The 20506-nt window shown below is 55.2% G+C and carries 25 protein-coding genes; 8 read left to right on the plus strand and 17 right to left on the minus strand.

What is annotated here, in order from left to right:
• The first annotated feature begins 11 nt into the window (after positions 1–11).
• Positions 12–599: a DnaA initiator-associating protein DiaA gene (diaA, locus tag AC6I8R_RS18065; RefSeq protein ID WP_013510648.1), complete on the plus strand. Its 588-nt coding sequence runs from the start codon at positions 12–14 to the stop codon at positions 597–599.
• Positions 600–613: 14 nt separating this feature from the next.
• Positions 614–1186 carry a division/outer membrane stress-associated lipid-binding lipoprotein gene (dolP, locus tag AC6I8R_RS18070; RefSeq protein ID WP_021183530.1) on the plus strand — a complete coding sequence of 191 codons (573 nt, stop codon included), beginning with the start codon at positions 614–616 and terminating at the stop codon, positions 1184–1186.
• Between the two features lie 29 nt (positions 1187–1215).
• Here the strand turns inward: dolP and AC6I8R_RS18075 are convergent, their stop codons facing one another.
• On the minus strand, positions 1216–1917 hold the full coding sequence (locus tag AC6I8R_RS18075) for a pirin family protein (protein ID WP_415173160.1): 702 nt from the start codon (positions 1915–1917) through the stop codon (positions 1216–1218).
• A gap of 128 nt (positions 1918–2045) precedes the next feature.
• Between AC6I8R_RS18075 and AC6I8R_RS18080 the strand changes: the two genes are divergently transcribed.
• A complete protein-coding gene (locus tag AC6I8R_RS18080; protein ID WP_013510651.1) occupies positions 2046–2945 on the plus strand; it encodes a LysR family transcriptional regulator in 900 nt (299 codons plus the stop codon).
• Positions 2946–3118: 173 nt separating this feature from the next.
• On the opposite strand, the gene AC6I8R_RS18085 is transcribed toward AC6I8R_RS18080, so the two are convergent.
• From AC6I8R_RS18085 to pmbA, 11 genes are all read right to left on the minus strand, one after another.
• Positions 3119–5029, minus strand: coding sequence for a BglG family transcription antiterminator (locus tag AC6I8R_RS18085; RefSeq protein ID WP_021183532.1), 1911 nt, complete (start codon positions 5027–5029; stop codon positions 3119–3121).
• A 23-nt stretch (positions 5030–5052) separates the two neighbouring features.
• A complete protein-coding gene (gene dagF, locus AC6I8R_RS18090) occupies positions 5053–5790 on the minus strand; it encodes a 2-dehydro-3-deoxy-phosphogluconate aldolase (RefSeq protein WP_021183533.1) in 738 nt (245 codons plus the stop codon).
• Positions 5787–6908, minus strand: a complete 1122-nt coding sequence (locus AC6I8R_RS18095; protein WP_415173159.1) for a DgaE family pyridoxal phosphate-dependent ammonia lyase — start codon at positions 6906–6908, stop codon at positions 5787–5789. The genes dagF and AC6I8R_RS18095 overlap by 4 nt, the downstream gene beginning before the upstream one ends.
• A complete protein-coding gene (locus tag AC6I8R_RS18100; RefSeq protein WP_497832675.1) occupies positions 6892–8025 on the minus strand; it encodes an amidohydrolase/deacetylase family metallohydrolase in 1134 nt (377 codons plus the stop codon). The genes AC6I8R_RS18095 and AC6I8R_RS18100 overlap by 17 nt, the downstream gene beginning before the upstream one ends.
• A 9-nt stretch (positions 8026–8034) precedes the next feature.
• Positions 8035–8676, minus strand: a complete 642-nt coding sequence (locus tag AC6I8R_RS18105; protein ID WP_021183536.1) for a DUF4310 family protein — start codon at positions 8674–8676, stop codon at positions 8035–8037.
• Between the two features lie 12 nt (positions 8677–8688).
• Positions 8689–9465 carry a DUF4311 domain-containing protein gene (locus AC6I8R_RS18110; RefSeq protein ID WP_021183537.1) on the minus strand — a complete coding sequence of 259 codons (777 nt, stop codon included), beginning with the start codon at positions 9463–9465 and terminating at the stop codon, positions 8689–8691.
• A 27-nt stretch (positions 9466–9492) separates the two neighbouring features.
• Positions 9493–9792 carry a DUF4312 family protein gene (locus AC6I8R_RS18115; RefSeq protein ID WP_013510658.1) on the minus strand — a complete coding sequence of 100 codons (300 nt, stop codon included), beginning with the start codon at positions 9790–9792 and terminating at the stop codon, positions 9493–9495.
• A 2-nt stretch (positions 9793–9794) separates the two neighbouring features.
• A complete protein-coding gene (locus AC6I8R_RS18120; RefSeq protein ID WP_152521872.1) occupies positions 9795–10157 on the minus strand; it encodes an SFCGS family glycine-rich protein in 363 nt (120 codons plus the stop codon).
• Positions 10158–10176: 19 nt separating this feature from the next.
• Positions 10177–10509 (minus strand): hypothetical protein, encoded by a 333-nt coding sequence (locus AC6I8R_RS18125; protein ID WP_021183539.1) that lies wholly within the window; start codon positions 10507–10509, stop codon positions 10177–10179.
• A gap of 254 nt (positions 10510–10763) precedes the next feature.
• On the minus strand, positions 10764–11150 hold the full coding sequence (gene cybC, locus AC6I8R_RS18130; protein WP_021183540.1) for a cytochrome b562: 387 nt from the start codon (positions 11148–11150) through the stop codon (positions 10764–10766).
• A gap of 69 nt (positions 11151–11219) precedes the next feature.
• Complete coding sequence (pmbA, locus tag AC6I8R_RS18135; protein WP_021183541.1) at positions 11220–12560, minus strand: metalloprotease PmbA; 1341 nt, start codon at positions 12558–12560, stop codon at positions 11220–11222.
• A gap of 115 nt (positions 12561–12675) precedes the next feature.
• Here pmbA and yjgA point away from each other — a divergent pair, with 115 nt between their 5' ends.
• Complete coding sequence (gene yjgA / locus AC6I8R_RS18140) at positions 12676–13221, plus strand: ribosome biogenesis factor YjgA (RefSeq protein WP_021183542.1); 546 nt, start codon at positions 12676–12678, stop codon at positions 13219–13221.
• A gap of 79 nt (positions 13222–13300) precedes the next feature.
• Here yjgA and mpl read toward each other — a convergent pair whose 3' ends face one another.
• A complete protein-coding gene (gene mpl / locus AC6I8R_RS18145) occupies positions 13301–14656 on the minus strand; it encodes a UDP-N-acetylmuramate:L-alanyl-gamma-D-glutamyl-meso-diaminopimelate ligase (RefSeq protein ID WP_497829631.1) in 1356 nt (451 codons plus the stop codon).
• Between the two features lie 169 nt (positions 14657–14825).
• Here mpl and fbp point away from each other — a divergent pair, with 169 nt between their 5' ends.
• Positions 14826–15833 carry a class 1 fructose-bisphosphatase gene (gene fbp / locus AC6I8R_RS18150; protein ID WP_021183544.1) on the plus strand — a complete coding sequence of 336 codons (1008 nt, stop codon included), beginning with the start codon at positions 14826–14828 and terminating at the stop codon, positions 15831–15833.
• Positions 15834–15903: 70 nt separating this feature from the next.
• On the opposite strand, the gene AC6I8R_RS18155 is transcribed toward fbp, so the two are convergent.
• On the minus strand, positions 15904–17463 hold the full coding sequence (locus tag AC6I8R_RS18155; RefSeq protein WP_497832775.1) for a methyl-accepting chemotaxis protein: 1560 nt from the start codon (positions 17461–17463) through the stop codon (positions 15904–15906).
• Between the two features lie 173 nt (positions 17464–17636).
• Between AC6I8R_RS18155 and AC6I8R_RS18160 the strand changes: the two genes are divergently transcribed.
• The 3 genes from AC6I8R_RS18160 (at position 17637) to ppa (ending at position 19201) form a co-directional block, all read left to right on the plus strand.
• Complete coding sequence (locus AC6I8R_RS18160; RefSeq protein ID WP_415175258.1) at positions 17637–18050, plus strand: lysozyme inhibitor LprI family protein; 414 nt, start codon at positions 17637–17639, stop codon at positions 18048–18050.
• A gap of 70 nt (positions 18051–18120) precedes the next feature.
• Entirely contained in the window at positions 18121–18570 is a 450-nt protein-coding gene (locus AC6I8R_RS18165; RefSeq protein WP_021183547.1) for a DUF441 domain-containing protein, read from the plus strand.
• A 100-nt stretch (positions 18571–18670) separates the two neighbouring features.
• Entirely contained in the window at positions 18671–19201 is a 531-nt protein-coding gene (gene ppa, locus AC6I8R_RS18170) for an inorganic diphosphatase (RefSeq protein WP_021183548.1), read from the plus strand.
• A gap of 154 nt (positions 19202–19355) precedes the next feature.
• On the opposite strand, the gene AC6I8R_RS18175 is transcribed toward ppa, so the two are convergent.
• The 3 genes from AC6I8R_RS18175 to AC6I8R_RS18185 form a co-directional block, all read right to left on the minus strand.
• A complete protein-coding gene (locus AC6I8R_RS18175) occupies positions 19356–19766 on the minus strand; it encodes a hypothetical protein (protein WP_415175265.1) in 411 nt (136 codons plus the stop codon).
• Entirely contained in the window at positions 19685–20056 is a 372-nt protein-coding gene (locus AC6I8R_RS18180; protein WP_415175259.1) for a glucosyltransferase domain-containing protein, read from the minus strand. The genes AC6I8R_RS18175 and AC6I8R_RS18180 overlap by 82 nt, the downstream gene beginning before the upstream one ends.
• A 93-nt stretch (positions 20057–20149) precedes the next feature.
• Positions 20150–20506: a gamma-glutamylcyclotransferase family protein gene (locus AC6I8R_RS18185; RefSeq protein ID WP_036625570.1), complete on the minus strand. Its 357-nt coding sequence runs from the start codon at positions 20504–20506 to the stop codon at positions 20150–20152.

The following is a 20506-nucleotide window of genomic DNA, read 5'->3' on the forward strand; positions in this document are numbered from 1 at the left end:
CAGGTGGTCTTGTGCAGGACAGAATTAAAGCGTGTTTTACCGAAAGTATTCAGACTCAAATCGCTGCCGCCGAGGCGCTGCCGGATGCCATTTCCCGCGCGGCCATGACGTTGGTGCAGTCGCTGCTGAGCGGTAACAAAATCCTTAGCTGTGGTAATGGCGCGTCAGCGGCCAACGCCCAACATTTTGCCGCCAGTATGATCAACCGGTTTGAGACCGAACGCCCCAGCCTGCCCGCGCTAGCGCTCAGTGCCGACAACGTAATGCTGACGGCGATTGGTAACGATCGGTTGCACGATGAAATTTATGCCAAGCAGGTGCGAGCGCTTGGCCAGGCCGGTGATGTTCTGCTGGCCATTTCCACCCGTGGCAACACCCGTGACATTATTAAAGCGGTTGAAGCTGCGGTTACACGCGATATGACCATCGTGGCGCTGACCGGCTACGACGGCGGTGAGCTGGCCGGCCTGCTCGGCCCACACGATGTGGAAATTCGCATTCCGTCACATCGCAGTGCGCGTATTCAGGAGATGCATATGCTGACGCTGAACTGCCTGTGCGATTTGATCGATAACACCTTGTTCCCCCACCAGGAATGACTGAAGGAGCTAAGATGAAAGCATTGAACGCTGTCGCCATTCTTTTCACCGCCATGATGTTGCAGGGCTGCGTTGCTGTCGTCGCTGGCGGTGCCGCAGTAGCCACCAAAACCGCCACCGATCCCCGCACCGTGGGCACCCAGGTGGATGACGGTACGCTGGAGTTACGCGTCAGCAACGCGCTGGCAAAAGATGAACAGATCAAAAACCAGGCGCGCGTCGTGGTGACCGCCTATCAGGGCAAAGTGCTGCTGACCGGTCAGTCACCGTCGGCGGATCTCGCCAGCCGCGCGAAACAGATCGCGATGGGTGTCGATGGCGCGACTGAGGTTTACAACGAAATCCGTACCGGCCAGAAAGTCAGCCTCGGTACATCCTCTAACGACACCTGGATCACCACCAAAATCCGCTCACAACTGCTGGGCAGCGATCAGGTGAAATCGTCGAACGTGAAAGTGACCACCGAAAACGGCGAAGTGTTCCTGCTGGGTCTGGTGACACAACAGGAAGCGGCAGCGGCGGCGGATATCGCCAGCCGGGTAAGCGGTGTGAAGCACGTCACCACCGCCTTTACCATTCTGAAATAAACCTTCAGGGCGGCATCAGCCGCCCTTTTTTACACCGGTATATCAATCACCAACGCACGTAACGGCGTTTTCGCCAGCAACGTAATCTGCTGTTCTTCTGCCAGAAATGCCCCATCGCCACAGCTTAGCTTTTCCTGATGCGCGCTACTCGCCTGCACATCCAGCGATCCGTGGATCGATTGCAGATAGGCGCGTGGACCGTTCAGCTTCACGCTATGTTGCTCGCCGGGAGCAAGCGTTACCTGATGAATCCACACCTGCTGACGCAGCTGCAAACTGCCTTCCGCACCGTCTGGCGAAGCCAACAGGAAAGAGGTCTGCTCGGGCAGCGACATTTTCTGCAACAACGGATTCTCGCGTTCCGGGCACGCCGACAGCCACAGCTGCATACGTGTCAGCGGTTGATCTTTGCTGAGATTGATTTCGCTGTAGCTCACGCCCTGGCGCGCCGACAACAGCAGCGCTTCACCGGCACGCGCGATAATATGGTTGCCCTCGCTGTCGCGGTACTCCGCCTCGCCCTGTAGTACCAGGTTGAGGACATCAACCTGAGGATAGGTGCGGGGCTGGAAGGCAGCACCGGGTGCCAGCACTTCCTGATTGAGCACGCGCAGTGAGGCATAGCCCATCAGTTTCGGATCAAAATAGTGGCCAAATGAGAAGCTGTAACGCGCCTGCAACCAACCGAAATCGGCCTGGCCACATGCTGACGCGCAGCGGGTTGTCATCATGATTTACCTCCGACGCTCTGCGGGATGATACGGCCGCAGGTTTATAGGATTATGGTAAAAGGCTGGACGCCGGATTGTTAGCCAGTTAATCTGCCTGGCATGTTCAAATTTCCTGACAGAGAATCGGCATGGCAAAAGAGCGCGCGTTAACCCTGGAAGCTTTACGTGTGATGGATGCTATTGACCGGCGCGGCAGCTTTGCGGCTGCGGCCGACGAGCTGGGACGTGTACCTTCCGCATTGAGCTACACCATGCAGAAGCTGGAAGAGGAGCTGGATGTTGTGCTGTTTGACCGCTCCGGTCACCGCACTAAATTCACCAACGTAGGACGCATGCTGCTGGAACGTGGCCGCGTGCTGTTGGAAGCCGCCGACAAACTCACCACTGACGCCGAAGCGCTGGCGCGCGGTTGGGAAACCCATCTCACCATCGTCACCGAGGCGCTGGTGCCCACCGAACACCTGTTTCCGCTGGTGACCAAACTGGCGGACAAAGCCAATACCCAGATATCCCTGGTGACCGAAGTGCTGGCCGGTGCCTGGGAGCGGCTGGAGCAGGGGCGTGCCGATATCGTCATTGCGCCGGATATGCATTTCCGCGCCTCAACGGAAATCAACACCCGCAAGCTGTACAGCATGATGAGCGTGTATGTCGCCAGCCCGGATCATCCCATTCATCAGGAAGCGGAGCCACAATCTGAGGTGACGCGTGTGAAGTATCGCGGCATTGCGGTGGCCGATACCGCGCGCGAGCGCCCGGTGTTGACCGTGCAGTTGCTGGACAAGCAACAGCGCCTGACGGTAAGCAGCATGGAAGACAAACGCAAAGCGCTGCTGGCCGGACTGGGTGTGGCGACCATGCCTTATTCGCTGGTGGAGCAGGATATCGCCGAAGGACGTCTGCGCGTGGTGAGTGCGGAATATACCCGCGAGGTGGATATCATTATGGCGTGGCGCCGCGACAGCATGGGTGAAGCGAAAGCCTGGTGCCTGCGCGAGATCCCGCGTTTGCTGGCGAAGAAAGGTTAATCAGCATCGCTGATTAACCTTTCCGTAGCGGCGCGATTTATCGCGCAATTCCGTGCGCGATTTATCGCGCGGTTCCGTGCGCGATTTATCGCGCGGTTCCGTGCGAGATGCAGGAAAAATCCGCGCGATAAATCGCGCCGCTACGAATGAGTGCGAATGCGTATTGGGCGCCGTTACAGGCGACTCAAACAATCCATCGCCACGGCCTTGAAGCTGACAAAATCGCCGCAGTCACGCAACCGGGCGGTTGCGCGTTCGCGCAGGAAAGTGACGAACAGGTCATAAATCGCCATCGCCTCTTCATATTCACTTTTGCTGATGGCCAGCAGGAAAATCACCGAGGCGGTTTCATCGCCCCAACTGATGCCCTGCGGTGCCAACACGGTGTACACCACAGTTTTCTTCGCCAGCAGACCCAGCGAGTGCGGCAGCGCAATCCCCTCCCCCAGCATGGTGCTGACAATCGCTTCACGTTCCTCAACCGAGGGATAAAAATCGTCTTCCACATAGCCTTCACGCTGAAGCTGGTTGCACAGCTGATGGAACAGCGCCGATTGCGTCATCGGCTGGTCCACCACCAGAAAATGCTGTGCATCGAAGTATTTTTCCAGCATATAAGGCCGGGTACGATCCACCAGCACCAGTTTGCCGAGCTGCTCAAGCTGGAATTCCGTTGGGAACGGCGACATCACCACCACCGGGCTGTTTTTCTCACGCAAGCGGGTGGTTGAGATAACAAAATCTTCATCAATAACCGCAAGCGCCTCGTATTCACGTAGCGACAGGCGCCCCGTCACCTGCAACTGGGGATACTTACGCAGCAGCATCGCTTCAATCATGCGCAAGGTAGAGTTGCCGCTGTCACACACCAGCAACACCTGGGGGTGACGCTGATAGCCCACATCATAGTGACGCTCCAGCCCGACGCCGATATGCAGCACCAGAAAACCGATTTCGTTTTCGCTGATGCTGTAAGGGGTATATTTCCCCCAACTGGTGACCGCCGCCAGCGTCATGTCGTAGGCCATCGGGTAATGCTGCTTGATATTACTCAGTAGCGGATTGGGGATATGGATCTGGTAACGCACCCGGGTGATCATGGTTTTGATATGGGTGAGCAGATCGGCACGCAACTGTTCATCCTGTTGCAGACGATAGTTGTAGTGCGTGTTGATGTAATTCAGCAGGTAATCGACCAGCGCATCCGCATCATCGGCATTGATGGTGCTGGGGGCCAGTGCCTGAATCTGGCGGGCAGCGATGTTGACGCGCAGCCAGTTCTCTTCCGCCTGAGAGATCGGTTTTCCCACCAGCGGCCGCATCAGGTTAACCAGTTGCTGCGCGGCTTCACGCACCTCCTCGCCGACATCCTCCGCACCCGGATCGTTCAGCGGAAAACCTTCGCTGATGCGCCGTACTGCCACCGCGCAATAGATTTGCAGATAGCGTTCACCTTCATCGCTGAGGCGAATGGCGTGCTGCGAGAAACAATGCTGAAGCAGCGGTTGCAACTGCTCCAGCATGCCGCTGTGTAGCGTTTCCACCGTTAACAGCGGGCTGTCCGGCGTATCCTGGTCGATTTGCCACAGCAAATCAGTCAGGCAGGTGCGAATCGCCGCTTCGCTGCCGAACAGCTTCATTCCGTAACGCGGTTTGGTTTCGATATTCAGATGATAACGCCCGAACCATTCACGCACCTCGGCCATGTCGCTTTGCAGGGTCGCGCGGCTGACAAACCACTCTTCCGACAAATCTTCCAGCTTCAGCGAATATGCAGCGGTGAGAAAACGACTGAGCAGATAACGCACCCGTTCCTGTGAAGTACGCGGCACGCGCAGCGGTGCCGCGGTTTGTGCCTGGAGCTGACCAAAACGCAGCGCGTCCTCCACCTTCAGTTGATAACCCTCGCCACGCGCCAGCACGAACTGCGCACCATGCTGCGCCAGCAGCGCGTTAAGCGCCGTGATATCGGTGCGCACCGTGCGAGTGGACACGGAAAAACGTCGCGCCAGCTCATCCTGCGGCAGCGTTTCGGTTTGCAGCGCAGCGAAAAGTTGGGCCAGACGCTGGTTGGGAAATCTCACGGGCTTCACCTGTTACTTAATTGTTACAACAACTTTTTGCACGTTGCCAGAAGCTGACGCACATCGTCAATGCGTGTGTCGCCAGTCGCGCTATCGATAATCGAACTGTAGACGTGCGGAATCACTTTACTGACGCCCGCCTCCAGCGCAATGCGAACAATCTCTTCAAAATTGTCGAGATCAATACCGCCAGTGGGTTCCAGCCAGAAGTTGTTACGCGCACAGGCTTCCGCCACCGCGCGGTACTCCGCTACCGCTTTCAATCCCCCCATCGGGAAGTATTTCACCGAGCTGCCGCCCATGTCCTGCAACAAGCGAATCGCGCTGTCGATTGGCACGATGGCATCCGGCCCTTGTGCACTCAGCGGTCCGGTGGAGATTTTGACCAGGCCCGGCGTGCCGGTGGGGGAAATCAGGCCGTTGACCACGGTGTCATGTTGTCCGAGCAACGCGCGACTGGTAGCAACGCCGGTGAACACCTGGTTAACGTGTTGCGGTTGCAGCTCAGCTGCAATCTCACTCACCATCGCCGATTGATTGGGATCCCCGGCACCCAGTCCAACCGAAATCGCGTTATCAATCAGCGCAGCATATTCGCGCATATCGGCAATCGCCGCCTCAGTGCTGGCGTAGTTTTTCGACAACACGCCCACCAACACATAACCATCCGCCGCTTCCCAGATATCGCGCGCATTCTGTTTAGAACCCGCCAGCACATTGAGGCACAGACGGCCCTGATAAAATTTTGGAGTCAGAGTCATGCGTGTTTCTCCCCGCTGAGCAGCGCCTCGATGGCGGTAAAAATGGTATGCAGCTGATCGGCGCTGACGCTACGCACATCGGCCTCGATAATGCCTTCATTGGCTTTATAGCCACGGAAATAGATGGCGATAGCGCCGGTTTTCAGTGCCTGCACCAGCTCGCCAGTGGCCCAGCCGGTTTGCGCTTCGTCGAACTTGATTTCGGCACGGGCGATGTCACGTCCGGCAGCATCCCATACCACACGCGCGCTGACGCCGTTCAGGGTGTTGAGGTTGGCGATAAACGGCGTCATTTTTTCCACCATCTCTGCGCCGGTGGTTTTCTCCTGCGACAGATAGTTTTCAATCGCCTGCGTCAGGCCGAGGATGCCCTCTTTGCCGACTTTCATCGCACGACCGATGCCGTTACTCTGGCGCTTCACCCACTCAACATATTGGGTGCGGCCAATCACCAGACCGCTGGTTGGTCCTTCAATCGCTTTCGCCCCGCTGTAGATCACCAGGTCAGCGCCCATCTGGTAGTAGCACTGCAAATCTTCTTCCGCTGCCGCATCGACAATCAACGGGATGCCATGCTTACGCGCCACCACTGCCGCCTGTTCGACACTGAGATGGCTTTTCTGCACGCAATGGTGTGATTTGATGTACAGCAACGCGGCGGTCGTCGGCGTAATCGCCGCTGCCAGCTGTTCTGGCGAGCATTCGTTGCTGTAGCCTGCTTCCACCAGACGTCCACCACCCAATGCCACCATGGTGCCAACCGGCGCGCCAAAATTGACGTTATGACCTTTCGGCATCACGATATCGTGCGGTACGCTGAGTGGCGCGGCATGCAGGTTTTCCAGCAGCCAGGCGTTATCTTTCACGATCACCGCCGCCACACTTTGCGCAATGCCCGCCGACGCACAGGAAACCACCACCGCGCTTTCCACCTCAAGCAGTTGCGCGATATACGCCCCGGTTTTATCCACCAGATCTTTCATCTCAAAGTAGTGGTTAAGGCCGTATTTCACGGTATCGACCACGTCTGCTGCCGGGGTCGATACGCCAAGAATGGTCATGCGACCAGAGGCATTGATGACCTGCTTCAGGCCATATTTTTCATAAATCGAAGACATGATTGGCTTTCCCTTCATCAGTCAGATGCCATTGCCCCGCCACCACGACGGCCAGCGGCACCAGATGTTGCTCACCCAGCACCTGTTCGCCTTCAGCATCGACGAACGGGCGGGCTTCCTCTTTGACGGTAAAAATGGTCAGGTCGGCGTCGTAACCGACCGCCAGGCAACCTTTGTTTTTCAGTCGCAGGCCTTCAGCGGCTTTGCGTGTCACGCAGTCGATCACCTGCGGCAATGTCATGCCAATGCTGAAGAATTTCGACATCACATGCGCCAGGCTGTGCACCGGGCCATTGATACGGTTGCGGCAATAGATATCGGAGCTGATGGTGTCAGGCAAAATGCCCTGCGCAATCGCCTGACGCGCCACCTCAAAGCTGAAGCTGGCGCTGCCGTGGCCGATATCCAGCCGCACACCACGCGCTAACGCATTCTTCACCGCGGCTTTCAGCTCGCCCTGCGGCGTAAGAATGCGGTTGGGTTTGCCGTTGTAGCAATGGGTGATGATGTCGCCGGAAGTCAGCAGATCGGCAATGTCCTCCAGCACCGGCGGGTTGTTGCCGATATGCACCATCAGCGGCAAATCACCCGCCGCCTGCTGAATGGCTTTGGCCCGGATTAACGGCTGGATACCGTTTTCGCCCACTACGCTGCTGCTCATACGCGCTTTGAGGCCGACGATAAAATCGGGACGACGCTGAATAGCCTGCACCACCGCCTCACCGTCGATTTGCGCCATATCGGCCAGCTCGTTCTGCGTGACAATGCCGGTGCGGGCTATGTTGATCAGCGCACGAACGTCAGTCGTGACCTGTCGCGTAAGCTGATAAAAATCGTCAATATCATCAGCGCCGGTGCTGCCGGCATCCACCACCGTGGTGACCCCCTGCGCCACACCGATGGCATCCGCATCGTCGTGATAAATCGGCGATTTGGGATAACAGTGAACGTGGCTGTCGATCCAGCCTGCGCTGAGGTAGTAGCGCCCGGCCAGGTCGCGTACTTGTGCCGCCTGACCGCTTACGCTACCCAGTGCGGCGATTTTGCCGTCCTGCCACGCAATATCCACCAGCTGTCCGTCGCACAGACGCGCACGACGGAGAATGACATCAAACATACCCCCTCCTTAGAGAGAAACCGGGAAGATCGCGCCCAGCACCATCGCACCGAGAATCGCACCACCGGTAATCGGCTTGTTCCACAGGTAAAACAGCAGCGAACCCGCCAACGAACCAAGACCAATAGGAATTGACGCGGTCATTGCCGACAGGATGATCAACGGACCGAGGAAGCGGCCAGAGGCGTTACCCGCCCCCATCATCACGTCGGCACCGTAGGTGGAGTCGCTCTGATTGATGGTGAACTTACGCGCCAGGATGATGATGTAGCCAATCGCCACGCCAATCACCAGACCGGTTGCCAGCGAGGCGGCGAAGTTCGCGACCGGGAAGACAATGCCCGCGCCCAGTAACAACGCCGGAACCCCCAGACCAACGCCGGTCTGAATCGCCCCGCCGATATCGAGAATCCCCACCAGCGAACCTTCGATGATACGGGCGAACAGGAAGCTGGCACCGAACGCCGCTACCGCGCCGTAGACCCCGGTTTCCATGCCGGAACGCAGCATGGAGACAAACGCCACTTCGTTAAAAGCACCAATGCCGTACAGGTAGTACATATGCGTACCGGCAAACACCCCGGCGGAGAGCAGGCCGACAAAAATCGGGAAAGACCAGTCGGCGTACCAGAACCCTTTGTTTTCGTTCATGCTGATGGCTCCTTATTTGCCGCTGAGGCTGTTGTGAATCATGTCCAGCCAGCCGGGAATACCCAGTTGGAAGGATTGCAGCAGTTTCATGTCAAAGCCGCGGAAGAAACCGCTCAGCACGAACAGCAGCACAATGGCGGTCATCATCACCTTGGTGACTTTGTTCCAGCCGCTCTCCTCGACACCCTTACCGATCAGGATACCCAGTACCAGGCCCGGTACGGCGTTGCCCATAATCAGCTGCGCCAGGCCGCCGAAAATGGTGGCCCAGAAGCCCGATTTCTTACCGGCATCAATCGCTGCCAGCCAGAAAATCACCGGCATCACGGTGTTCACCAGCAGGTTGGCCGCCGGTACCAATACTTTTACCGCCGTAACCTGCAACGCTGCCGGAACGGCAGAAGCGGTGCTGTTCAGGAAGGCGACGACGATCATGCCGATGATGCCGCAGGCAATCGCCATCTTCTTCGGGTTGTGTAGTGTTTCTGCTACGTTGCGGTTTTTCACCATCAGGGCCGCCGCGCCCCAGTTCGGCAGGATGCGATGGTCAACATCCTGAGTGAAGGAACCCGCTGCAACGGATGAAGCCCAGGCGTTAAAGAAAAAGCCGAGACCAAAGGAGAAGTGCGATGCCGGATCGCCCTCACAGGAGTTAAGCTCGCCCAGCGTACGGAACGCGCCCATGCCCTGCGTGGTAGGAGCATGGAACATGCGCGCCGCACCTGCTCCAACGCCAACCCCTACCAACCCGCCAATGATTAACGACTTAAACAAAATAATTAAAAACATGCGTTTACCTTTGTTTTTCGTCTGTTGTTAAGGTGCCGCCGTGAATTCCACCTGTTCGGTATCGATCACGGTGACGCTGACGGTAATCTCCAGCTCCACGCTGTAGTTCCGTCGCTCACGCGCGAGGAAAAAGAACAAAAACTTCTCTGTCTTAACGCGCTCCTGCGCGCGCAGCACCCGGACATCCTGGGGTTCGATGCGCAGCAGAATTTTTTGTGTGGTGCGCAGCACCTGCTGCTGCACCTTACTCAGGGCATCGGCAAAGGCTTTGGCTTTGCTGTCACCTTTGCCCTGTACCGTTACCTGAGTCACGTATTGTTGTTTCATACTTAGCTGCCGTATTTTTTGTTCCAGGCCTGTACCAGCCGTTCACCCAGCTCTTCTTTATCCATAAAACCAAAACCGAGGACATTGGCACCTTCGTTAATCGCCGTGACGCCTTCATCAATCGAACGCATACCGTGCTTCGATTTGTAGCCATATTTGTTCTGCGCGGTAATTGCCCCCGCACCGCCGCTGCCGCAGAAGGAGATGCCGAAATCCGCATTTTCTGCCTTCATGACGTCACCCAGCTTCATATCTGCCGCTACACCCGGCACCACCACGGCACGCCCACCGGCTTTCTCTACGCCAGCCGCGACTTTTTGCCCTTTACCCAAACGATCACCAATGACTACCGTTACCATGTTCAATTCCTCTTTGATTGCTGACTTAATTCGATCTTGCTACTTCAATGTGGACGGACAGCAACCACGCCTCTTCGCGTGGCAGGTTGCCAAACAGATCCACCACCTGCTGCGCCAGCGCCATGGTCTCGGGCGAGATGTCCTCAAACAGCTCCGCTTCCACTTCCGGTAACGCTTCACCGGTCAGGGAGCGCGAGGCCATTGCTCGCACATGTGAGGCCAGCATCTGCTGCTGCACCGCATTGGGTTCAATGTGGTGCGCGGCATACAGCGCGGCAATCTGCATCATCACGTTATCCGCCAGCGCCTGAATCGCTTCCGGCGTGCTTTGTTTCAGCGGAACAGCTTCACTACTCACCTGGCTCACTCCTGTTTACAGCGGACAATGACAGTTAATTCGCGTTGAGAAGAAATTACGCTGTTCGCTGTTGGCTGTGGAGACGCATCTTTTCCACCTCAAAGTGGAAATCATGCGAGCAACTGTGCGCCAGATCGCAGGACGCACGAATAATGCAAAACGCATCACGTTTTACACAGAATGATGGATTTAACGCATTCAGGCAGTCAGATATGACCAGGGAAATAAGGCCAGCCAATTAGCTGGCCTGACTATCAGCGGAATTTCTTATGGTTGGCGTTGCGAATATCTTCCAGTTTCTTCGCTTCGGTTTTGGCTTCGTCCAGTTTGTTGGCTTTCGCCAGTTGGTCGACCACATCAATCTGGGCGATCAATGAATCCAGTCCGGCATGAAAATCCTTGATCTGGGCGCTATCAGCAGGCTGACCTTCCAGCTTTTCCGGCGTGGATTTTTTGGCATCCTCCGCCGCCTGGCGCATCTTGCCCAGTGCGGTTTGCATCTCCTGCGCATCATCAGTTTTTTTAACCGTGCTCAGGCCATCTTTGAGGGTATCCATATCTTTTTCCAGGTCAGCCGCATATAAGCTGGCACTGGAGAACAACAACGACAGAGACAACATTGCAATCACATGCTTACGCATCGTTTATTCCTTTTTTATTTTACTGACAAAAAAGGCAGCCTTGCGGGCTGCCTTCAGGAAGCGATGTCATTATTGACCGGCGATCTTCATCTCCGGTAGCAGCACCGATCCACACTGGATGTTGCTGCGGGTTTCAATATCGTTGCCGACAGTGACCATATTACGCCACATATCCTTCAGGTTGCCGGCGATGGTGATTTCGCTCACCGGGTACTGGATCTCACCGTTCTCCACCCAGTAACCGGCAGCACCGCGTGAATAGTCACCGGTAATGGCGCTCACACCCTGCCCCATCAGCTCGGTCACCACCAGGCCACGCCCCATCTGCTTCAGCAAATCTGCGAAGCTGTGGCCCTGACCGGCAATGCGCCAGTTGTGGATACCGCCCGCATGGCCGGTGCTTTGCAGACCGAGTTTGCGCGCGGAGTAGCTGGTCAACAGCCAGTTTTGCAGCACGCCATTTTTGATAATGTCACGCGCCTGAGTGCGTACCCCTTCGCTGTCGAACGGCGTTGAGGCCAGCCCTTTCAGCAAATGCGGTTTCTCTTCGATGGTCAGCCATTCCGGCAGGATCTGCGTGCCCAACGCATCCAGCAGGAAGGTGGATTTACGGTAGACGCTGCTGCCGCTGATGGCTCCCACCAGATGGCCAAACAATCCGGTTGCCACTTCCGGGGCGAAAATCACTGGCGCTTGCATGGTGGAGAGTTTGCGTGGCGCCAGGCGTGACAGCACGCGACGCGCGCATTCAGCACCGACCCAATCCGCGCTTTGCAGATCGTTGATATCACGGCCAATGGTGTAGGCGTAATCACGTTCCATCTCGCCGTTCTGCTCGGCAATCACGCAACTGGAGAGCGAGTGGCGGCTGGAGCAGTAGCTTTGCAACATGCCATGACTGTTGCCAAAAACTTTGATACCGACGTGGCTGTTGAAGCTGCCGCCTTCGGTGTTGGTGATACGCTTGTCAGCCTGGAGCGCAGCCTGTTCCGCCTGCGCGGCCAGCTCAATGGCGCGATCGGCATCGATCTCCCACGGATGGTAGAGATCGAGATCCGGTGCCTCGAACGCCAGCAAATCGCGATCCGCCGGGCCAGCATTGGGATCGCTTGAGGTGTAGCGGGCAATATCGATCGCCGCCTGCACGGTGCGTTTGATGGCATCCGGGCTGAGGTCGGTCGAGGAAGCACTGCCTTTGCGATTCTGATGATAAACGGTGATGCCGAGTGCGCCATCGCTGTTAAATTCGACGTTTTCCACTTCACCGTAGCGGGTACTGACACCGATACCGGTGGTTTTGGTCACCGCCACTTCTGCGCCATCGGTGCTGGCTTTCGCCAGTTCCAGCGCCTGTGCGACAGCCTGTTCCAACACTTTACGTTGTTCTGCAACCTGAGTAGATACGTTCATCGACCTGCCGTCTAATCTTATGTATGAATGTTTTGAGTCTATCAGACTCAGAGAACAATTTCGCAGTCACCCGATAAACTGGTAGGATTAGCCTCTTTTTTTAGGGAGCCAAGAGATGACCAAGCAGCCCGAAGACTGGCTCGATGATGTGCCGGATAATCAGGAAGAAGAAGACGAAGAGATTATCTGGGTCAGTAAAAGCGAAATTAAACGCGATGCCGAGGAGCTGAAGCGCCTGGGTGCCGAGTTAGTTGATCTGGGGAAAAACTCCCTCGATAAAATTCCACTCGACGAAGATTTACGTGCCGCGATTGAACTGGCGCAGCGTATTAAGAAAGAAGGTCGCCGCCGCCAGTTGCAGCTGATCGGCAAAATGCTGCGCGCGCGCGATGAAGATCCGATCCGCCAGGCACTGGATAAGCTGAAAAACCGCCACAACCAGCAGGTTGCGCTGTTCCATAAACTGGAAAACTTACGCGATCGTCTGATTGAGCAAGGTGATGATGTGATGGCCGAGGTGATCAACCTCTATCCGCAGGCGGATCGCCAGCAACTGCGCAGTATGATCCGTAATGCGCAGAAAGAGAAAGCCGGTAACAAGCCACCGAAATCCGCGCGTCAGATTTTCCAGTATTTGCGTGAGCTGGCTGAAGCACAATAAGCTTCAAACTGCTGAACCGTAGCGGCGCGATAAATCGCGCCGCTACAAAAAAAGACACGATAAATCGCGCCGTTACGGATTAACGACCCAGCCTCTCCAGCAGTTTCTGATGGATCCCACCAAACCCGCCGTTGCTCATCACGAGGATGTTATCGCCCGGCTGTGCCACCTTCGCCACCATCTCCACCAGCGTATCGATATCCGCGCTCCAGTGCGCAGGCTGGATACAGGCATCAGCCACGTCCGACACCTGCCACGGAATATGGTGTGGCTGGAACAAGAACACCTCATCCGCACGCCCCAGTGACGGAGCCAGTTCATTCTTACTGACGCCCATCTTCATAGTATTGGAGCGCGGCTCCAGCACCGCCAGAATACGTGCCGTGCCGCCGACTTTGCTACGCAGCGCAGCCAGGGTAGCCAGAATTGCCGTGGGGTGATGAGCAAAATCGTCATAGACCTTGATGGCATTCACTTCACCACGCAATTCCAGACGACGGCGCGCGTTGATAAAGCGCCCCAGCGCTTCGCCCGCATCTTCGGGTTTCACACCGACATGACGCGCGGCGGCTATCGCCATCAGACCGTTATGCATGTTGTGTTCGCCCACCAGGCCCCAGCTCACTTCCGCCACTTTGGCACCATCGAGCCAGACTTCCCAGCGTGAGGCATCCGGCGTCAGTTTTTTCGCCTGCCAGTGGCCGTTGTCGCCCACCGTTTCCTGTTCGCTCCAGCACCCCATCGCCATCACCTGCTTCAGGTTGTGATCGTGTTCCGGCAGCAGGATCTTCCCCTGGCCCGGTACGATACGGATCAGATGATGGAACTGTTTCTGGATCGCCCGCAGATCGTCAAAGATATCCGCATGATCGAACTCCAGATTGTTAAGAATCAGCGTGCGCGGGCAGTAATGAACAAACTTGGAGCGTTTGTCGAAAAAGGCGCTGTCATACTCATCCGCTTCGATAACGAAGAACGGGCTTTTTCCTAATTTTGCTGATACATCGAAATTTCCCGGCACACCACCAATAATGAAGCCAGGTTCAAGGCCACAAGCCTCCAGAATCCACGCCGCCATGCCGGCTGTCGTGGTTTTGCCGTGAGTACCGGCCACTGCCAGCACCCAACGGTCACGCAGCACAAAATCGTGCAGCCACTGTGGACCAGAGAGGTAGGGAATGTTGCGTTCCAGCACTGCTTCCACACAGGGATTTCCGCGTGTCATGGCGTTACCAATGATCACCATATCGGGTGCAGGATCGAGCTGGCTGGCATCATAACCTTCCGTTAATTCAATGCCTTGCTGCTCCAGCAAGGTGCTCATTGGCGGATAGACATTGGCGTCAGAGCCGGTCACCTGGTGGCCCAGCGAGCGGGCCAGCATCGCCAGGCCGCCCATGAAAGTGCCACAAATCCCAAGGATGTGAATACGCATAAATTTGTTCCATTACTCATAAGTCCGGCGCTCAGTTTAACCCCGAGTGCAAGTGGAAGAAACGGATTTGGCCTATGGTTTTTGAAGTTCAATCGGCTAAACTGCGTACGCATACGTTGGCAGTTTGTTACAGTGGCTGCCACTCCATCGTAGATTCAGGGAATGTGTTATGAAAACGTTAGGCGAATTTATCGTCGAGAAGCAACACGACTTTCCTCACGCCACAGGTGAACTGACGGCGCTGATTTCAGCCATCAAGCTGGGAGCTAAAATTATCCACCGCGACATCAACAAAGCGGGTCTGGTGGATATTCTTGGCGCCAGTGGCGTGGAAAACGTCCAGGGTGAACAGCAGATGAAGCTGGACCTGTTCGCGAACGAAAAGCTGAAAGCGGCACTGAAAGCGCGCGGCATTGTGGCTGGTATCGCCTCTGAAGAAGAAGATGAGTTCGTCATCTTTGAAGGCGTTGAGCACGGTAAATACGTGGTGCTGATGGACCCACTCGACGGTTCTTCCAACATCGACGTTAACGTTTCCGTTGGCACAATCTTCTCCATCTACCACCGTGTTTCACCGCCGGGAACACCGGTTACCGAAGCTGACTTTATGCAGCCGGGTCACAAGCAGGTTGCCGCAGGTTACGTGGTCTACGGTTCGTCTACCATGATGGTGTACACCACCGGGGTTGGCGTTCACGCCTTTACTTACGATCCGTCACTTGGGGTATTCTGCCTGAGCCACGAACGTATGACCTTCCCGGAGAAGGGCTATACCTACTCCATCAACGAAGGAAACTACATTCGCTTCCCGCAGGGCGTGAAAAAATATCTGAAGTTCTGCCAGGAAGAGGATATTGCGACTAAACGTCCTTATACCTCACGCTACATCGGTTCACTGGTGGCAGATTTCCACCGTAACTTGTTGAAAGGCGGAATTTATCTCTACCCAAGCACCGCCAGCCACCCGAAAGGTAAGCTGCGTTTGCTGTACGAATGCAACCCAATGGCGTTCCTTGCCGAGCAGGCAGGCGGTAAAGCCAGCGACGGTAAACAACGTATTCTCGATATTCAACCAGAAACCCTGCACCAGCGCTGCCCGTTCTTCTGCGGTAATGACGCGATGGTGGATGACGTCGAGCGCTTCCTGCGCGAGTTCCCGGATGATCACCAGGGCTGATTGCTAGCATGTAGCGGCGCGATTTATCGCGCAGGTTTAAAGGCGTGCGATGAATCGCGCCGCTACAAATTTATGCCGTGGCTATCCGAAACTGCGCCATCGACTCCTGCAATTGTTGCGATTGCGCTTCGAGCGATTGGGTGGCCGCACTGGCTTCCTCCACCAACGCCGCATTCTGCTGCGCCACCTCGTCCATTTGCGTCACCGCCTGATTGACCTGCTCAATACCGCGACTCTGCTCTTCAGAGGAAACCGAAATCTCCTTCATCAGCGTGGTCACGCGCATCACCTCACTGGAGATCTCATCCATCGTTTCACCCGCCTGCGTCGCCATGACGCTGCCCTCTTTGACACGGGTTTGCGAGTCGCTGATCAGCTCACGAATCTCCTTCGCGGCGGTGGCACTGCGTCCCGCCAGGGTACGCACCTCATTTGCCACCACGGCGAAACCACGCCCCTGTTCACCGGCGCGGGCCGCTTCCACTGACGCGTTCAGGGCCAGAATGTTGGTCTGGAATGCGATGCCATCGATCACGCTGAGAATATCGGCGATGCGATCGGAGCTGTGGGTGATCTCCTGCATCTTCTCAATGACATAGCACACCACTTCCGCGCCACGATCGGCGGTGTCAGAAACGCTGTTCGCCAATTGATGCGCCTGCTGGGCATTGCTGGCGTTGAGTCGTACCGTGGCGGTGAGCTGCTCCATGCTGGCAGCAGTTTGCTCCAGCGACGCTGCCGACTCCTCAGTACGCTGGGAAAGGTGCACCGTCCCGGCCGCCAGCTCACGGCTGCCGACATCAATTTGCAGGCTGGCTTCGCGCACCTGGCTGACGGAATCACGCAGGGCCAACTGCATCACCGCCAGCGCCTGATTCAGGCGTCCCAGCTCATTGTGGGTGGTTTCGGGCAGAGTTTGTGACAGATCCCCTTCAGCTACCCGTTGCAGATGGCCAATCGCACTTTCCAGCGGTGTCAGCAACAGACGACGCAGGATCTGCCACGCCAGTACGATCAACACCACCGTCAGCACCATAGCAATGCCAATCAGGATTTTCATCTGCGTTTCATTACGCGCCGCCTTCGCCAGGCGATCAGCAGAGACTTGATCGGCGTACAAGCTGAAATCGTTCACCGCTTTGGCGTAGTTGGCCGCCAGAGTGGAGAGATTGCCTTCCAGTACCGTGTAATATTCATCGGTATACTGCTTTTGCAGCGCATCCATCATCGGCGCAATCCCTTGTTGCAGATAAGCGCCAAAGCTGGCTGCCACCGCATCAGCCAGGATTTTGCCCTGGGCCGTCACGGTGCCTGCATCGACAAAATCCTTCAGATGCTTTTGCGAGGTGACAACATCAGCCTGGGCCTGTTTGGTCACTGCGGCCCCCTCATCCAGCAGGCCAATTTCGATTTTGCGCACCGCCAGCGCACCACTGGCGCGAGCGCGCATCAGATCAGCGTTGCTTTGATACAGGCTATTGAGTTCAATGCCCTGAATACGATTGATCACATCCAGCGACTGATTGCCGGCATTGATGGCGTAAATCCCCAGGGTGCTGACCGCCAACAGCAGCAATGTCATAAAGGCGAGTAGTGTGAGTAGACCGGTCCGTACTGATAAATTTTTGATCATGTTAGTACCCGTGTGTGTAGAAAAAGGCAGAAATCCAGCAGCCCTAAAACGGATAAGTTATCGGCAGTCACCTCGCTAAACTTTAACCATTGTTGATGGTCAATCTACTGATGATCACCTGATCTTCAATAATGCTAACGTTACCCCAACCCCGATTGAGGAATTCCAGAATGAAAAAATGGCTCCCGGTTGCCTGTCTGTTGCTGAGTGGTTATGCGGGCGCACAGGACAATCCCATCGATCAGAAATTGCAACGTTGTCTGAACAGCGAATCCAGTACTGTCGGGATGTCTCAATGTTATGACGCGGCTAATAAGGCGTGGGATCAGGAGATGAACAACCAGTACAACCAAATGATGAAAAAATTAACTGGTGCACCTAAAGCCAAACTAAAAAACGCCCAGCGTGCCTGGCTGGCTTATCGTGATAGCTGGCTTGATGCCAGCAAGAGCTACTTTTCCGCCAATCAGGGCACTATGGCGATGCTTTCGGTTGGTGCACAAGGGGTCGATTTGGTACGCAATCAAGCACTGATGCTGCAATCTATTAACAAAGGCAGTTGCGCGAATCCCGATGATTGTTGATAAATGGGGGCGGTAAAAACCGCTTCGCGTTGGCAATTGTCAACGCCCCATCAATTCTCAGGGAGAAATCATGGCTGCTTATGCCTCGACCATCATTCTGATTTGCCTCGCCGTTCTGAGTTATTTCGTCCACAACAACGCCGTCACCATCTCCATTCTGATTCTGTTGGCGATTAAAATTACCCCGCTGGCGCAGTTCTTCCCTTATGTCGAAAAACAGGGAATTCAACTCGGGATTATTATTTTGACTGTGGCGGTCATGGCACCGCTGGCCAGTGGGTCGCTGCCAGCGTCTTCGTTGATTAAATCTTTTGCCAACTGGCAATCGATTGTGGCGATTCTGGTCGGGGTGTTTGTGGCATGGTTAGGGGGGCGCGGCGTGCACTTTATGAGCGCGCAACCCTCGGTGATTGGCGGCTTATTGATTGGGACGGTGATTGGTGTGGCGTTCTTCCGGGGCGTTCCGGTCGGACCATTGATTGCTGCGGGCATTGTCTCGCTGTTTGTCGCAGCGAAGTAACCGGCTGGACCATTCCGAAACGCCAAAAAGAGGGCATACTTTCGGAGTCAGTTGGCTATAATAGCCGACACTCAACTTACGACTAATGAAGGAAAGCCAGATGAGTTTGAACCAGGTGCCCGCAGGTAAAGATCTGCCAGAAGATATCTATGTCATCATCGAGATCCCGGCCAATGCCGATCCGATCAAATATGAAGTAGACAAAGAGTCTGGCGCCCTGTTTGTAGACCGTTTTATGTCTACCGCCATGTTCTATCCGTGCAACTACGGTTACATCAACAACACCCTGTCTCTGGATGGTGACCCGGTTGACGTACTGGTGCCGACCCCGTATCCGCTGGAGCCGGGCTCCGTTATCCGTTGCCGTCCGGTTGGCGTGTTGAAAATGACCGACGAATCCGGTGAAGATGCCAAACTGGTTGCGGTTCCGCACACCAAACTGAGCAAAGAGTACGATCACATCAAAGATGTGAACGACCTGCCGGAACTGCTGCGTGCGCAGATCACCCACTTCTTCGAGCACTACAAAGATCTGGAAAAAGGCAAATGGGTGAAAGTTGACGGCTGGGACAACGCAGAAGCCGCCAAAGCTGAGATCATTTCCTCTTTCGAGCGCGCACAGAAGAAATAATCTGTAAAGCGAGCGGAAGACATCCTGTAAACAGGCCCGATTTTCGGGCCTGTTTTTTTTCGTCTGTCCTGCCTAACGCTGGCAACCCTGCAACGTAATGAATTTTTATACACCTGGCACGAGGTGATGTCCCAACAAACTGCATATAAAAGTTTTAATCAGCGAGCGTCGCGGTATCATTTTTCAACTGATAAACGACACCCTGATTAATATTATCCTGCTGTTTGATCGCGTTACCGTAAACATAAATACTGGTCACGGCGTAAAGCAACGGCTCGGCCATAACAGCGAAAACAAAACTCATTTTCCCTCGGAATGCCCATGCCATCAACGTGGCGCTAAACAACATAAATCCACTGATTGAAAGCAAAGCGCGCGGGACGAGCAGCGCATTTTCCAAAAACAACAAGTTACCGGCAATCATCACAAACGCAACCAGGGGTAATAACAGTGCTAATAAACCGATTGCTATGCGTGAATGCTTCATCCCGGCTCTGATATAACGCAGCGCAATAACTGCGGCGGAGATAACAGCCAGGATAAGAATGGCGACCAGCACCGCCATTCCTTTACCGTCTTTATTATTTGCCTGAACGTCACCACCAGGGCCATCATCACCGCAACATTCACGGCAATCTGATAAAGGCTATAAATTGCGATAATGCTAGCAATGCCAGTAACAAAACGAACGATTCTGTTTAAAGGCGGCAAAAGCACCCACACTAAACTTAACGCCAGGGCACAACTTAGTGTCAATACATCAAAACGGTAGGAGAAAACTTCCGCAAGATAAGGGTTTGCAAAAAAGCTCAGGGTCGCTAATGCACCAACCCTGTGAACGGGATGACTCACCACACCAGACCAATCGCTTGTCTATCTGCCCGGTCTGAACTGTAAAAAAGGGCCATGTACGACATGACCCTTTTTAATAACTGTTAACCCTTCAGGTTACTCATCCTTTGGCAGATCCTCGCGCTGCAACCAGTCACCGCTCGGGATACGAGTAAGTCCTTTGATTGAGCGCTGATAAACGTAAAGCCAGGCGCTGCCATAAGGCGTCTGGATCAATTGGCGTTTATATTCGCCATTCCTGGTGCGCAAAGCATCCAGCTCGCCCAGGGTGCTGGCGTCGATGCGATAGACTTCGCAATAGACGCTTCCCTCCCCTTCAACCACGCCCGGGTAGTGACCCAGATTGTAGAGTTCAAACCCTTCAATCTGATGGTCACCAAGCCATTGCGCATTCGTCATCCAGTGACTGTTTCCTTGTTTGCGCCGTAAACTGCCGTAGACAATTATTCGCAT

This window comes from Pantoea sp. X-Soil-OKNW-713 (assembly GCF_059730685.1).

Excerpts from the sequence above, each read along its gene's own strand:
- dolP (WP_021183530.1), top strand. The coding sequence starts at position 614 with ATGAAAGCATTGAACGCTGTCGCCATTCTTTTCACCGCCATGATGTTG.
- AC6I8R_RS18075 (WP_415173160.1), bottom strand. The coding sequence starts at position 1,917 with ATGATGACAACCCGCTGCGCGTCAGCATGTGGCCAGGCCGATTTCGGT.
- AC6I8R_RS18080 (WP_013510651.1), top strand. The coding sequence starts at position 2,046 with ATGGCAAAAGAGCGCGCGTTAACCCTGGAAGCTTTACGTGTGATGGAT.
- dagF (WP_021183533.1), bottom strand. The coding sequence starts at position 5,790 with ATGACTCTGACTCCAAAATTTTATCAGGGCCGTCTGTGCCTCAATGTG.
- AC6I8R_RS18095 (WP_415173159.1), bottom strand. The coding sequence starts at position 6,908 with ATGTCTTCGATTTATGAAAAATATGGCCTGAAGCAGGTCATCAATGCC.
- AC6I8R_RS18100 (WP_497832675.1), bottom strand. The coding sequence starts at position 8,025 with ATGTTTGATGTCATTCTCCGTCGTGCGCGTCTGTGCGACGGACAGCTG.
- AC6I8R_RS18105 (WP_021183536.1), bottom strand. The coding sequence starts at position 8,676 with ATGAACGAAAACAAAGGGTTCTGGTACGCCGACTGGTCTTTCCCGATT.
- AC6I8R_RS18110 (WP_021183537.1), bottom strand. The coding sequence starts at position 9,465 with ATGTTTTTAATTATTTTGTTTAAGTCGTTAATCATTGGCGGGTTGGTA.
- AC6I8R_RS18115 (WP_013510658.1), bottom strand. The coding sequence starts at position 9,792 with ATGAAACAACAATACGTGACTCAGGTAACGGTACAGGGCAAAGGTGAC.
- cybC (WP_021183540.1), bottom strand. The coding sequence starts at position 11,150 with ATGCGTAAGCATGTGATTGCAATGTTGTCTCTGTCGTTGTTGTTCTCC.
- pmbA (WP_021183541.1), bottom strand. The coding sequence starts at position 12,560 with ATGAACGTATCTACTCAGGTTGCAGAACAACGTAAAGTGTTGGAACAG.
- yjgA (WP_021183542.1), top strand. The coding sequence starts at position 12,676 with ATGACCAAGCAGCCCGAAGACTGGCTCGATGATGTGCCGGATAATCAG.
- mpl (WP_497829631.1), bottom strand. The coding sequence starts at position 14,656 with ATGCGTATTCACATCCTTGGGATTTGTGGCACTTTCATGGGCGGCCTG.
- fbp (WP_021183544.1), top strand. The coding sequence starts at position 14,826 with ATGAAAACGTTAGGCGAATTTATCGTCGAGAAGCAACACGACTTTCCT.
- AC6I8R_RS18160 (WP_415175258.1), top strand. The coding sequence starts at position 17,637 with ATGAAAAAATGGCTCCCGGTTGCCTGTCTGTTGCTGAGTGGTTATGCG.
- AC6I8R_RS18165 (WP_021183547.1), top strand. The coding sequence starts at position 18,121 with ATGGCTGCTTATGCCTCGACCATCATTCTGATTTGCCTCGCCGTTCTG.
- ppa (WP_021183548.1), top strand. The coding sequence starts at position 18,671 with ATGAGTTTGAACCAGGTGCCCGCAGGTAAAGATCTGCCAGAAGATATC.
- AC6I8R_RS18175 (WP_415175265.1), bottom strand. The coding sequence starts at position 19,766 with ATGGCGGTGCTGGTCGCCATTCTTATCCTGGCTGTTATCTCCGCCGCA.
- AC6I8R_RS18185 (WP_036625570.1), bottom strand. The coding sequence starts at position 20,506 with ATGCGAATAATTGTCTACGGCAGTTTACGGCGCAAACAAGGAAACAGT.